The sequence below is a fragment of the Enterococcus raffinosus genome, assembly GCF_019175485.1.
Taxonomy (GTDB): Bacteria; Bacillota; Bacilli; order Lactobacillales; family Enterococcaceae; genus Enterococcus_A; species Enterococcus_A raffinosus.
This window is the reverse complement of sequence record NZ_CP072888.1, coordinates 2883538-2896939: the sequence shown is the minus strand read 5'-3', so window position 1 is coordinate 2896939 and position 13402 is coordinate 2883538. Positions and strand designations below refer to the sequence as shown.

Genomic DNA, 13402 nt, shown 5'->3' with positions numbered 1-13402 from the left:
TGCTTGTGTGGTTATACTATTTAAAGAAATTGGAATATTACCGAGAGGGGATTTTCAACTTGAAACTGAACAATCCGTTTATACAGGCGATTGGCATAATTGTCATGCTTGCAGAGCTTCCAGAAAATGAGGCATTAAAATCAAGAGAATTAAGTAAAAGAATGAATGTATCACATAGTTATTTGATCAAAGTAGCAAAGAAATTGAAGGATGCAGATCTTATTAATTCAACCGCCTCAAAAAGTGGTGGCTATACTCTAAAAAAAGACATTGATGAAATTACTTTTTTAGATATTTTTGATGCGACAGAAGGAAAGCAAAGTTTTATTGATGGAATTGATTCGACGCCTATAGATTCTATGTTTTTATCAAAAGAAATTGTTAAAGAAAAGCGTGAACGCATCCATGAGATTTTGGATGAAGCAGAAGCAGATTACAGAAAAAAATTAAGCCGGTATACAATATCTGAAGCAGTTCCTCGTGATGAGCAAGGTGCTATACTCCAAATCGATTGGAAGAAAGTAATCTCTGAGATGTAATAAAAAATTGAATGATAGTTTTTAGTGACAGCATAGTTTCTTTCTATGCTGTCACTTTTTTGTTGACATAGAAATATCCGTGTATTATCATTGCGAGGATAAAAAAAATCCTCGGATAAAAAAAGGAGATGGATTTCTTTTGAAAAAAGGAGCTCTTAACATTTTTAGAATAGTGCTGTTAATGATGATTCCAATGCTGTATTCATTATTATTCATAGGATCAATGATGGATCCATATGGAAAGATCGATAACTTGCCTGTAGCGGTTGTTAAAGTTCGATCGAATAGTAAAGAAGACATTATACATAGAACATTCATGCAGAAGAACTTATTCTCCTATCACGAACTTTCTAAAAAAAATGCTGAATCAAAGCTTAAAAATGGAGAAGTGTATGGAATTATAGAGTTTAAACAGCTGACTAATAGATCACAAAAAGGCGAGACCGAAATTTATTTGACGACAGCAGAAGGAGCAAATTACGCGGTATCTAAAATAATCACCGCAGCTATGTAACGCTTCACGGTAAAAGCCGATCAATTGGTAAACCAAAAAGAACCTGGGACTACTGTTCGTTTCGTCCATAAAGAGGCCTATCCTATTAAAAACAATGGTGAGGGAATGGCCCCGTATTTCTTTGCTTTAACATTATTTGTTGGAGCAATAGCGACTAACTCGGTTGCAGCCGTTCATTTCAATAAGCTGAAATCTAAATTTAAAGATTATTGGAGAAATGTATTTTTCTTCCCATTAATTTTTATTGTAGGGGAAGTTATTTTTATGACTGGTATGGACTACTATTTGTTAGGTTTTGGTAAAGAGCATATAGGGATTTTGTTCTGCTTACTTCTTTTTATAGCCATTACCTATTACAGCATTGTGGCTGCTGTAAATCGTTTATTTCCTGGTACAGGAGGTTTAATAGTATTAGTACTGACAATGTTGCAGACTTCTTCATCGGCTGGAAGTTATGCCATCTATTTATCTAATCCGATATTCCAAGAAATTAATAAATTTATTCCAATGACATATAGTGTGATGAGTCTTCGAAAAATACTAAGTTTAGATAATTTGAACATTCGTCGAGAACTGATTGTCTTAATAATATTTTTAATGGTATCTCAAGTAATTATCTATCTATCCTTCACTATCCACCATAAGAAAAAACGGTCTTCAATAGAAGTCAATGGCTGATAAAGAACGTTTAAAAATAGGGACAAAAAGACAATTATGCATAACTGTCGAGAATAGATAAGGTAAGCAAGCATAGTTATTCTATATTGAATGGTGAGAAGCTGTGTAACTTTATAGCATTTTTCAAATGAATTCTAATTTTTAGCTATTTTGAAAGGATGGTCTCAATGTTATTAACACTTATAGGAGCTATCATAATGGTGATCCCTTTATGTTCATTGCTCATTTTTTTGATGGTGGCTCTATCGGTTGAAGTACACGATTACAAGAAAAAACATCACAAATAGAATCTACTTCCGTTTTTCTATTCAAATGAGTTTTAAAAAGCGAATATCACTTTTAAATTAGAAAGGGTTAGAGATGGAAAAAATGTTATTTCTTTTGGGAAGTGTCGTATTGATATTAGGGATAGGATTATATGTTGAATGCCAAACATATGCTTTTCCTATCAAAACAGTTATTACTAATAACAATGAAAAAGCTACTTTTCTTAGGACAAAGCAAGTAGTTAAAAATGGAGGTTCTATTTTAGAGGAAGAACTGATTTTGGGTTGTCCTTCAAAAAAACAGGCAACGGAAGAAAATTATTATAGTGGCTTCAAAGAAAAAGTACTTGTTTTTTTACTCGAATGACACTACTTTCCTATAATCATGAAGTAGTTTTGTATAGAACAGATTATGACAGGCGGCAATGGAATGAAGGCAAAAATCTCTGACGTGGTTGAACCAGTCAGGGATTTTTTTAATGATTCAGTTGATTCAAACTTGATGCCATCTTTTTATTGTCATATTTGGAATAAAAATAGAAGGAAACGATATGCAGGATCAAGGTTAACAATAAAACCCCGATAAAAAACGGGCGAATGAATGCAAACATCTGAGTTGAATAGAGATAGACACCTGCATAGGCGCATAAGGTATTAATCAGCGTGCAAAGGACGATGTTAGTTGCAGCTTTCAAGGTAGAGTAGTTCCATAAATAAGGGTAAATGATACCAAATACGATTCCTATCAAAAGACTAATCCCAATCAAATGCCAGATGTAACTAAATGGGATTTGTGAACGAAAGTCTGTGAGTGAACAAAGAATGGTAATCCAGACTAATGAACCGAAAGCGGCTTGAAAGAAATTATTTTTTAATTGTTTAAACATGAGAGTTTCTCCTTAATATTTTTGGCATAATAGCGGCTGACGACATAGACAGTGTTTGTTTTCGTGTGTACTTCTAGACGAGCATGTTCTCCTAATTGGAAAGAGTGAACACTATTGAGATTTAAAATTTGCGAATTATTGATCCGGAAAAAATGATCGGATTCAAAATGAATGAGTTCCTTCAAACGTTTTTGCAAAATGTAAGTCTGCTGATTGGTCAAGATCACTTTGGCCAGATGTCCCATTGTTTCAAAGGCTTCGATTTGATGGATTGGTAGTTTAATCGTGCGATTGTTTTTGGGATCTGTCGCCAGGATGATCTTTTCTTGCTGTAAGTGTTTTTCAAGCGCCTGCAGCTTCGATTTATTTTCGGGATTCGCGCAGATATCAATTTCGTTTAATGGTTTTTCTTTTACCCAGGTAAAGTTGATGTTCATTGGTTGCCTCCTTTGTGTCTTTAGCATAGCAAGGATTTCCAGCAGAAAGAATCTTTTTTTCATTTGTTGCACTAAAAGACAGGTTTGTTGCAGTATTTAGTTTTGTCAATTAACGCTTGCGCGATAAATTGGGCAAGTAAGAGAGGCTTTCTAGTATAATTTAAGTAGTAATTCTATCATCAAATTAGGAGGGGAGCGTTTCGTATGATTGCTGATATAGTAAAGGCTCAAAGAAAAAAGCACGGGCAAACGCAGCAGGAGGTTACAGAGGTTTTTCATGTGACACGTCAGACGGTTTCGAATTGGGAAAATGAAAAAAACTATCCAGACATCCCTACGTTGATCGCTATCAGTGACTATTATGGAATATCTCTTGATTATTTGATGAAAGGAGATGCGAAGTATATGACTAAAATCAAAAAAGAAGCAAAGCTGCTGCAATCGTTACGTATTGGAGTATTTTCACTGATTTGTTCTGGAACTATGTTCTTGTGTTCGACTATCAGCTTTCTCTTGGTATTTAATGGGGGAAAACTAGAAAATATTTTTCCTGTACAACTCTTGATTACGATCGCTACATTATGGTTGTGTGTGATTCATTTTAAAAACCTAAAGAATGAAATGAATGCGTTCATTCGAGTGCTGGTCAGTATCTTTTTAATTGGTACGCTGTTTGTGACCTTCTTTTGCTTAGGAATTTTTCTCCTTTCCATGATGGGAATCTTACATTTCTAATAAAACAATCAACAATCGGACGGTAAGCGTTTTTATTGCATCGAGTAACGGAGGGGCATATATTTAGCGTGTAGTAGAAAGGTTAGATTTTCTTTTTTTGAAAAAAGTTTATGGCTTGATAGCTGAAAGAAAGAGGGATGCGAACTATGTTAAAGATAGTTGAGAGAGAAGCACAGACGGTTTATGGCTGGATCACGACACTGCAGTCGACTAATTCACCGGAGGAACTAGCTGAGATAAGTAAACAAAAAATGCGAGCAAAAGAAGCGTATGCGTCAAAGGTTGAAGGCGATTTGTTAGCAGTGAATGCGGTGATTGATGGCGACCAATGCTATTTAGTGGGGAATACGGACAGTGCAGAGACACGTCCTTCAGTGTTTGAGCTGCCGACAGGAAGCTATGCTTGTTTTGAATTGAGCTACACCGATCAAGTAGAGCTGGATCAATTGATCGGTCAAAGCTACGGCGAATTGATGCAGAATGACACCTATCAAATCGCTGGGAATTTCAATTTAGAAGAATACACAGGCGTCGGAAAAGTATCCTTCTATGCGCCAGTTAAGAAAAAGGCCGAATAATTTAAAAAGAATTTTGGAAGAAAAGTATACCTGCTGAGCGTCTATCGTTTAGCAGGTTTTTGTTTGATTTAACCTAAAAATAAGATTAAATCCCATATTTTTTTGAAGCAGAATTCTTTTTTTTAATAGTCAATCATATCGTCTGATTATATTAAAATTTTTGTTGAATTTAATTAAATGAGAGCGTATACTCGAGGTTATTGGGTGTTTGAAAAAAATCTTTTTTTAAATAAAAAAAGATAACGTTTGTTATCTTTTGCCACGCCCAATCATACAAATGCATTGAAATCAGGAGGGAAGAAGATGCGCAGGGAAAAAAATAGATGGCTGATCGCCTTATCAGGAGTAGCGATTCATCTGTCTATCGGTTCAGCATACGCGTGGAGTGTATTTAAGGAGCCGATCGGAGAGTTGACGGGTTGGGATAAATCGTCGATCTCTTTTGCATTTAGTTTAGCGATTTTCTGTTTAGGAACATCCGCAGCGTTTATGGGGAAATTTGTAGAAAAATTTGGCCCTAGAAAAACAGGAACGGTGGCATCCATTTTATTTGGATTAGGAATTGTCTCGACAGGTTTTGCCGTTTCAAGTCAGTCATTGCCAATGCTGTATCTGACGTACGGAATTATTGGCGGAATTGGTTTGGGGGCTGGATACGTCACCCCAGTGTCAACGATGATCCGCTGGTTCCCGGATAGAAAAGGACTGGCTACAGGCCTTGCCATTATGGGCTTTGGTTTTGCTTCCATGATTACCGGACCGATCGCCCAACAATTGATGGTGCATGTAGGTGTATCTAGAACCTTCTATATTTTAGGGATTGCTTATTTCTTAGTGATGTTTACAGCGTCGCGTTATTTGGAAAAACCGCCGGTTGGCTGGACGCCTGAGGGTTTTGAGGCCCCGAATCCAAAAGAAGAAGTAAAGGTTCAATACCGTGGTGTTCAATTGACCGCCAATCAAGCCATCAAGACGAAAACTTTTTGGTTATTGTGGTTTATGCTATTTCTAAATATTACTTGCGGGATCTCGCTTGTTTCAGAAGCTTCACCAATGGCGCAAGAAATTACCGGTATGACAGCTGGAATGGCGGCTACGATGGTGGGGGTCATGGGTGTTTTCAATGGTTGCGGCCGTCTGGTTTGGGCATTAATATCAGATGTTCTTGGTCGAAAAAATGTCTTTACGATTCTTTTTGTGATCGATATTGTGGTCTTATTGAGTCTCTCCGTGGTAAGCTCTCCATTGCTGTTTGCCGCATTGATTTGTTTGCTAATGACTTGCTATGGTGCAGGGTTCTCCATCGTTCCGGCTTATATCGGAGATGTCTTCGGTTCAAAGGAAGTAGGGGCGATTCACGGCTATATCTTAACTGCGTGGGCCGCGGCGGGAATGTTTGGACCGATCTTCTTAGGGAAGGTCACTGAAATGTTCCATTCTTATACGAATGTCTTGCGAATCTTTGCCGTGTTGGCATTGGTTGGCTTTACAACATCAATGATTATTCGTGCAGCTATCAAAGGACTAGCGGCATCAAGTAATGACGAAGCAAAAGCAGGATCAAGCTACGACAATACAAAACAAGCTTAAAAAATAAATGGAAAAGCGATTGAAATCAATAGGTTTCAATCGCTTTTTTGTATCAATAATTTCGTTTGATTTTTGTATCAATAAAGGAGCGGAAAGCATCAAACGTTTTGATTTTTTTGATTTCCTGGTAGCTTTGAGGAGAGTCGAATAATGAGATCAGCGCTTCGTAAATATCCGTGAACAAGCGGCGATCAATGTCGTTAATGGCTGCTAATAGAACGACATGCACCCTTTTTTCTCCCCACCGAATACCCTTTTCCGAGATGGCGACACTGATTACGGTTTGATGGGCATCCATATAAACGGAGTGGGGGATCGCGATCGCTTCAAAGGCTGTTGAAGAAGCATGTTCCCGTTCTAGGACATGGGTTCGAAATTCTGGTGGAACGATTGCCTCCTTCTCTAGCACGCAGCAAAGCTCATCGATTACCGCATCAGAAAAATCCGTCGTTAACTGGCTAGTGAAGAATTTTTCGTCAAAGTAATCCTCAAAGTTTTTCCTCAGAATACTTTTCTTCCGATCTAAACGAATGTCTCCAATTTCTGTAATCAGCATCAGTCGCTGCTCTTCATTAAAAATCGGCGACACCTCGATCACAATAAAATCTGTCGTTTCTGGTACAGGCAGTGTGGTGATCAACAGCTCGAAATCCAGCGCCTCAATTTCCGAAAATTTAGAGACAACGGTTTGAATGATTAAATCATTGCCAAAGTGATGATTCAACTTTTCATAGAGCTGTTCGTCTAAGTTCATATACTTAGGACAGAGGAGAACGGTACGAATTTTCGACAAATTTCGTTTTTGCCCCTCCAATTCCGAACCAATATGTAAAGCAATATAGGCGGTTTCGTCTTCACTGATGGTAATGTCGAATCGGCGGCTTAATCGTAAAGAGAGATAAACCGCGATATCGTAAACCATCGGGAAATCCTTCTTTAAGGAGTTCAGCATTGGGTTTTTCAGAGAAGTCTCTTGCTTGGCACGTGAAAAAAGGCCGCTGACATGTAAAGAAAAGGGAACGATGAAGTTTTCGCTCATTAAGTTGATCCCAAAGGTTTGGCGGACATCCTCTAAAACGTTCTCGACGGTTTGAGAGATTTCCTTTCCGACAATCTGCTCCAGCTCTTTTAAATTGTTGGAAGGAATGTAATTGGCATTTGCTTGAAAAATCATATGAATTTCTTCTTTTTCTAGGCGGTTCAGGGTCAAGTCAAACTCTGTTTCGATCTGACCGATCATCTTTGTCACCAGCTTGGCTTTGTCTTCTCGCAGCCAAGAGCTGAACCAATTACGGCTGACTAAGGAGTTATCGTTGCGAACAGATTCCAGCAGGATCAACAGATGCAGCATTAAGTTGACGAAGGAAAAGTCGTTCAGGTGATAATTTGATTCCTGCATAATCGAATGAATGATTCCAGAGAGCTTTTCAATATCCGCCTTATCAAAAGTAGCCTCTAAAATTTGTTTATCAATAAATTTATGAGGCACTTCTTCAAAAATAATATAGGAGATCAAGCGCCGCTTTTCCTTCTCCTCACCGATGATCTGAATCTCATCTTGCTTAAGCACAAATTTCACATGGTATTTCTCGTAGGCCTTGTTCATACGGGAAAGATCGGATTTTAAGGTGGAATAGCTGACAAATAATTCCTCTGACAAATCAAAAATATTGAGCCGCTGATTCTCCATCAAAATCCGTTTAATAATGAAAAAAGAACGTTCCTTGAAGGTTTGCGGTAAAGCGGTATCATTTTTTGGCTTATCTAATAATTTCTCGGCTTCCTCACGGATCACTTGATAGCCTGCGTTAGAGGAAGTGATCACAGGAGAGGCACCCAATTTGTTTAAATCATAAATATAATTTTTGATGGTACGTACAGAAAGGTTCATTTGTTCCGCCAGCATTCTTGAAGAGATAGGAGTATCTTGCTGCAGCAGTAGTTTTAGCAGATTTTCTTGCTTTTCTTTCATAGCCTCATCCCTCCATAGGTCGTTTTGTTTATTATAGCGTGAAAGTCTAGAAGAAAAAATAGAGAGTTGCACGACCTGCGTGCAAGAGTCTAGTTGAGAGAAATGTGAAAAATCGAAATAATAGAGAGGTAAAAGAGAACAGCACGTGCAGAAAAAACAACTTAGGAGGACTTTGTCATGGAAACGTTAAATATTTTATTATGTTGCGGTGCAGGAATGTCTAGTGGCTTTTTAGCTCAGAAAACGAGAAAGGCTGCGAAAAAACGCGGGATTTCCGGGTCAATCGATGCTCGGAGTGAAAGTGAAGTGGCTTCGTACTTAGATTCGATCGATATCTTGTTATTAGGTCCTCACTACGCTTCCTTTAAAGAAGAAATGGCTGAACAAGCATCCCCTCATAATGTGGTGGTGGATGTGATTCCACAGGATATTTACGGCATGCTTGATGGGGAAGGCTTGTTGGATTTTGCACTTAGTAAACTAGAAAAATAATGAGGAGGAACAAGGAAAATGAAAAAATTTATGGATTGGTTGGCGAATTCTTTTGCACCAAAGGCGAAGAAGCTGACTCAAAAGCCTTCTGTAGCTGGCTTATCAAGTGCCATGCAGAAATTGATTCCCTTCATTATGACGGGCTCAATTGTCTTCTTTTATAATGTTTTTCGTTCGTATATTCCGCAATTACCGGATTTGGGCAATATTTCAAATTATTCATTCGGAATGATCGGTTTGATCGCGGCTTTCATGGTGGCGAATCAATACATGGAGAAGTTTAAACATCCTAACTATGCCATTACAGCTGGAATCGTCTCTGTCTGTGTCTTGATGATGACGCTGCATCCGGTTGCCGCGAAAGAAGGAGTCTACGACATGGGACGCATAGGACCGACAGGAATTCTGATCGGTGTAATCGTTGGAGCGGTTGTCAGTGTCATCTTCCATTATTTCAGTAAATTGCATCTGCTGCAGCATTCGGAGCTGCCAGACTTTGTTGTAGAGTGGATCAATAATATCATCCCGATTTTCTTAAGCTTAGCCTTATGGTCAACCTTGATTTTTGCATTGAAGATCGATGTTTTCGAAGTAATCATCAATTTGTTTGAGCCGATTCAAAGTTTCGGGCAGTCATTGCCTGGGTTGATCTTACTTGTGTTGATTCCGGCCTTCTTTTATTCAATGGGCATCTCAACCTGGTTATGGTCTGCAATTCAAAATCCGATTTTTATCGCTGGCATTGCGGCGAATGCCTTAGCAATGAAGAATGGCGATGTGGGAATGAATATCGTAACAAATGAAACCGTTTATAGTTTAGGGCTGATCATGATGGGCGGAACGGGAGCTACCTTAACATTGAATTTGTTAATGTGCTTTTCAAAAGCCAAGAAGCTGAAAACTTTAGGACGTATTTGTATAGGTCCTTCACTTTTTAATATCAATGAACCAATCGTCTTTAGTACGCCAGTGGTGATGAATCCGATCTTGATGATGCCGATGTGGATCAATTCGATTACAGGAAGCTGTGTTGTTTGGTTCGCTATGCGAGGCGGGCTATTGAATATTCCGCAGGATTTGATGCAGGTTGCTCAGATTCCAGCACCGATTTCCAGTGTGATGATCTTGCAGGATTTCCGAGCGATTCTTTGGTATGTTCTTTTGTTCGCGATGTATCTGCTTACGTGGTACCCGTTCTTCAAGGTCTACGAAAAGGAAGTTCTCGCAGAGGAGCATCAACAAGAAAAAGTGAACGAACCGATGACTGCTCCGGCAGAAGCGGTGTAAGAAAGACTCGTTTTCCTGTCATGTGGTCGTGACGGGAAAACGTCCTAAAAAAGAAAAGGTGGAATTTTATTATGATGGATGAAAAAGATTTGTTAGAGGAAGAAGAAAATGAATTGATTCCTGTTGCGATGCAGATTATTATCCATGCTGGAAATGGTCGCACCAAAGCACAAGAAGCGATCAAATTTGCAAAGGAACAGAATTTTGAAGGTGCCAGAGAGGCCTTAAAAGAAGCAAAAGACAACATTGTTTTGGCACACCGTTCACAGACAGAAGTGATCCAAAATGAAGCTGCAGGCAAGTGCTATGCACCAAGTTTGCTGTTTACTCATGCACAGGATCATTTAATGACGATTACCAGCGAGGTCAATATGACCAAGGATTTAGTTGATTTGTTTGAATTAGTGATGACGAAATAGGAGAAGGGTGTATGAAAAAAAGAATAATTGGTGTGTTGTCTCTATTGACCATCCTGTTGGTAAATTTCAATGTAGTAACAGGGGAGGCGGCAAAAGAAACGAAACCGACTAAAGAAACAACCATCTATGTAGTCAGACACGGAAAAACTTGGTTCAATACTCAAAATCAAGTCCAAGGATTTTGTGACAGTTTGCTAACAGAAGAAGGCGAAGCGCAGGCCAAGTTAGTTGGAGAAGGGTTAAAAAATATTAAATTTACCGGTGCTTATTCCAGTGATTTAGGTCGGCAGCGCAAAACCGCTCAGCTGATATTAGCTCAAAATACCAACAAGGTACCGCAGATCATTGAGAATAAAGGATTCAGGGAGAAAAATTTTGGCGGCTTCGAAGGGCAATCCAATGATGCGATGAATCTGGCGGTTGCGAAAGCTTTGAATTTAGACTATCCCGAAGGCAGTGATGAGCTATGGGATTTCTTGAAGGAGCAGTTAACTGAAGAAGAACTAGCGAATAAAGTAGCCGAAGTTGATCCGACAAAAACCGCTGAGACTTATGATCAGATGAAACAACGGGTGGAAAAAGCGATGCCGCAGGTAATGAAGAAGGTCGCGAAAAAAGGCGGCAATGTCCTGATCGTTTCCTCGGGTGGGATCATCCCGATTTTATTGGAAAGTGTCGCGCCAGGAGAATATCAAGGTGAAAAAATTGCGAATTGCAGTGTGACAACTTTGACCTATAAAGATGGGAAATACACTGTTAAAAAGATTGGTGATACCAGCTTCGTCGATCAAAAAGAATAATCAATGTGAAACCTGAAGCAGTCCGTTATTGACTCATCCTTCAGTTTTAATAATAAAGAAAAGATGAGGAGAGAAAACACATGAACAATGCATTTCCAAAAGACTTCCTATGGGGAGCATCCACCAGCGCGTATCAGGTCGAAGGCGCGGCACAAGAAGATGGGAAAGGCTTATCTCAGCAAGATGTCGTAAACAGTGAACGTCGCGAAAAATTCGGCTTTGCGGATGCCAGTGTGGCGAGTGATCACTACCATATGTACAAGGAAGATATTGCTTTATTCAAAGAAATGGGCTTTACTAGCTATCGCTTCTCGATTGCCTGGTCTCGAATTTTTCCAGATGGCGATGGCGAAGTGAATGAAGCGGGTGTCCAATTTTACCGGGACTTAATCAACGAATTGAAAGCAAACGGCATCGAACCAATCCCGACTTTGTATCATTATGACTTGCCTTGGCCATTGGTAGAGCGATACGGCGGCTGGCTGTCTCGTAAAGTTGTCGATGACTTTGCACGATTTGCGAAATATGTCATCAACGAGTTCAAAGATGATATCAAGTATTGGATTACTATTAATGAACAAAGTATCATCGTGCAGTATTGGACACAAAAATGCTATATTCTGCCAGAATATCAAGACAACAATCAATTGCGCTATCAGATCAATCATCATATGAACTTAGCACAGGCGCTTGCGTGCAAATATGTTCATGAGGTGGGAGGCTTAGCTGGTCCAGCTTTGGGTTATGCCCCTGTCTATGCTCGTACTTGTAAACCAGAGGATCAAATCGCGGCGTTGAACGCCAATGATCTGCGGAACACGTATTACTTGGATGTCTACTTCCGCGGCTACTACAATGTGGCAGCGTTGACTTACTTGCAGCAGCATGGCTTGGCGCCAGAGATGGAGGAAGGCGATGAGCAATTATTTGCTGAAAATTTGTCCGATTTCTTCGCGATTAACTACTATGACAGTCAATGTGCCCATGCTTGTCCAGAGGATATCACTGAGCACAGCTGGTCTGGTTATAATTTAACGGGTAAAAAAGGCGACATGTCCGGCTTTGAGACTCATCCTGGTTTTTATCAAATGTGTCCTAATCCAGAATTGAAGACGACTGACTGGGATTGGGCGATTGATCCTATTGGTTTGGAATATGTCTATCGTGATCTTTATACACGTTACCGCGTACCATTCATGATCACAGAAAACGGTTTAGGCGCCTACGATGAGCTGACACCAGATGGCAAAGTTCATGACGATTACCGTATCGACTACTTCCGTGAGCATATCCAAGCAACGAAACGTGCGATGGATCTCGGGGTTGAGGTTGTTGGATACATGCCGTGGTCAGCCCTTGATCTGCTGTCTACCAGCAATGGATACAAAAAGCGTTACGGCTTGATCTATGTTGATCGAACAGATGACGATGTGAAAGAGTGCAAGCGAATCAGAAAAGACTCGTTTTATTGGTACAAAGAGGTCATCGCCTCAAACGGAACGAAATTGGATTGATGAAGATGCTTTTACGAAATGTAATCTCTGTTCTGGGTTCTTCCCTCGTCGGTGTGGGTGTCGGGCTTTGTGTAGCGACGGGATTGGGGGCGGATGCCTTGGGTGTTTTGTGGGAAGGAATCGCCAAGCATTTGCCGATTACCGTCGGACAAGCTTCATTATTAGTCACTTGTACCTGTCTGATTATCGTCGCTTTGCTGGATAAAAAGGAGTTAGGTCTCGCGACCATTTTAAATCCCATCGCTACAAGTATTTTTACCGACGTGATTATCAATCAGATATCGCTGAATGTCGGAACAGGGGGAAAAGTGCTGATCGTTATCGTCGGGATTTCCTTTATCGGGATCGGTTCTGGAATTGCTGCGGCGACCAACGCGGGAAAAGAAGGGTACATTGCCCTTAGCTTTGCTTTAAGTAAACGACTGACGTTTGATCTAGCAAAGGTTCGGATGGGTCTTGACCTGATCTGCTTTGTGACAGGTATGATTTTAGGGGGGAAATTTATGATTGGGCCAATTATTGGTGTAATAATGATCGGTCCATTACTGAAAGCTACGAGTCAGTATTGTGGAAACAAGATGCAGCCGTTATTAGGTTGAATAGTAAAAGAGGAAACGGTTGATGTTATGTTCAATCGTTTTTCTTTTGTTCAAATAATAGTTGACCACTCAACTATTATTTGATAAATTAGTTG

At 39.7% G+C, this 13402-nt stretch carries 16 protein-coding genes; 13 read left to right on the top strand and 3 right to left on the bottom strand.

Annotated features, from left to right (window positions below; all coding sequences use genetic code 11):
* The first annotated feature begins 59 nt into the window (after positions 1–59).
* The 4 genes from J9537_RS14145 to J9537_RS14130 all read left to right on the top strand — a co-directional run bounded on the left by J9537_RS14145 (position 60) and on the right by J9537_RS14130 (position 2364).
* A complete protein-coding gene (locus J9537_RS14145; RefSeq protein ID WP_010745108.1) occupies positions 60–539 on the top strand; it encodes an RrF2 family transcriptional regulator in 480 nt (159 codons plus the stop codon).
* Between the two features lie 139 nt (positions 540–678).
* Positions 679–1053, top strand: a complete 375-nt coding sequence (locus J9537_RS14140) for a YhgE/Pip domain-containing protein (protein WP_010745109.1) — start codon at positions 679–681, stop codon at positions 1051–1053.
* Positions 1054–1077: 24 nt separating this feature from the next.
* Positions 1078–1731 (top strand): YhgE/Pip family protein, encoded by a 654-nt coding sequence (locus tag J9537_RS14135; RefSeq protein WP_010745110.1) that lies wholly within the window; start codon positions 1078–1080, stop codon positions 1729–1731.
* A gap of 360 nt (positions 1732–2091) precedes the next feature.
* Positions 2092–2364, top strand: a complete 273-nt coding sequence (locus tag J9537_RS14130) for a hypothetical protein (RefSeq protein WP_010745111.1) — start codon at positions 2092–2094, stop codon at positions 2362–2364.
* A gap of 109 nt (positions 2365–2473) precedes the next feature.
* On the opposite strand, the gene J9537_RS14125 is transcribed toward J9537_RS14130, so the two are convergent.
* Both J9537_RS14125 and J9537_RS14120 read right to left on the bottom strand, forming a co-directional pair.
* Positions 2474–2884, bottom strand: a complete 411-nt coding sequence (locus J9537_RS14125) for a hypothetical protein (RefSeq protein ID WP_010745112.1) — start codon at positions 2882–2884, stop codon at positions 2474–2476.
* Positions 2869–3321 carry a LytTR family DNA-binding domain-containing protein gene (locus J9537_RS14120; RefSeq protein WP_010745113.1) on the bottom strand — a complete coding sequence of 151 codons (453 nt, stop codon included), beginning with the start codon at positions 3319–3321 and terminating at the stop codon, positions 2869–2871. The genes J9537_RS14125 and J9537_RS14120 overlap by 16 nt, the downstream gene beginning before the upstream one ends.
* A gap of 204 nt (positions 3322–3525) precedes the next feature.
* Between J9537_RS14120 and J9537_RS14115 the strand changes: the two genes are divergently transcribed.
* From J9537_RS14115 to J9537_RS14105, 3 genes are all read left to right on the top strand, one after another.
* Positions 3526–4056 (top strand): helix-turn-helix domain-containing protein, encoded by a 531-nt coding sequence (locus tag J9537_RS14115; RefSeq protein WP_010745114.1) that lies wholly within the window; start codon positions 3526–3528, stop codon positions 4054–4056.
* A 146-nt stretch (positions 4057–4202) separates the two neighbouring features.
* Positions 4203–4634: an effector binding domain-containing protein gene (locus J9537_RS14110; protein WP_010745115.1), complete on the top strand. Its 432-nt coding sequence runs from the start codon at positions 4203–4205 to the stop codon at positions 4632–4634.
* Between the two features lie 303 nt (positions 4635–4937).
* Positions 4938–6224: an L-lactate MFS transporter gene (locus J9537_RS14105; protein ID WP_010745116.1), complete on the top strand. Its 1287-nt coding sequence runs from the start codon at positions 4938–4940 to the stop codon at positions 6222–6224.
* 52 nt (positions 6225–6276) lie between these two features.
* On the opposite strand, the gene J9537_RS14100 is transcribed toward J9537_RS14105, so the two are convergent.
* Complete coding sequence (locus J9537_RS14100) at positions 6277–8196, bottom strand: BglG family transcription antiterminator (protein ID WP_010745117.1); 1920 nt, start codon at positions 8194–8196, stop codon at positions 6277–6279.
* 177 nt (positions 8197–8373) lie between these two features.
* Here J9537_RS14100 and J9537_RS14095 point away from each other — a divergent pair, with 177 nt between their 5' ends.
* From J9537_RS14095 to J9537_RS14070, 6 genes are all read left to right on the top strand, one after another.
* On the top strand, positions 8374–8688 hold the full coding sequence (locus tag J9537_RS14095; protein ID WP_010745118.1) for a PTS sugar transporter subunit IIB: 315 nt from the start codon (positions 8374–8376) through the stop codon (positions 8686–8688).
* Between the two features lie 18 nt (positions 8689–8706).
* On the top strand, positions 8707–9975 hold the full coding sequence (locus tag J9537_RS14090; protein WP_010745119.1) for a PTS sugar transporter subunit IIC: 1269 nt from the start codon (positions 8707–8709) through the stop codon (positions 9973–9975).
* 74 nt (positions 9976–10049) lie between these two features.
* Positions 10050–10394: a PTS sugar transporter subunit IIA gene (locus J9537_RS14085; protein ID WP_028020635.1), complete on the top strand. Its 345-nt coding sequence runs from the start codon at positions 10050–10052 to the stop codon at positions 10392–10394.
* A gap of 11 nt (positions 10395–10405) precedes the next feature.
* Positions 10406–11194 carry a histidine phosphatase family protein gene (locus J9537_RS14080; protein ID WP_010745121.1) on the top strand — a complete coding sequence of 263 codons (789 nt, stop codon included), beginning with the start codon at positions 10406–10408 and terminating at the stop codon, positions 11192–11194.
* 80 nt (positions 11195–11274) lie between these two features.
* Positions 11275–12708, top strand: coding sequence for a glycoside hydrolase family 1 protein (locus J9537_RS14075; RefSeq protein ID WP_010745122.1), 1434 nt, complete (start codon positions 11275–11277; stop codon positions 12706–12708).
* On the top strand, positions 12708–13307 hold the full coding sequence (locus J9537_RS14070; protein WP_010745123.1) for a YczE/YyaS/YitT family protein: 600 nt from the start codon (positions 12708–12710) through the stop codon (positions 13305–13307). The genes J9537_RS14075 and J9537_RS14070 overlap by 1 nt, the downstream gene beginning before the upstream one ends.
* The last annotated feature ends 95 nt before the right edge of the window (positions 13308–13402 follow it).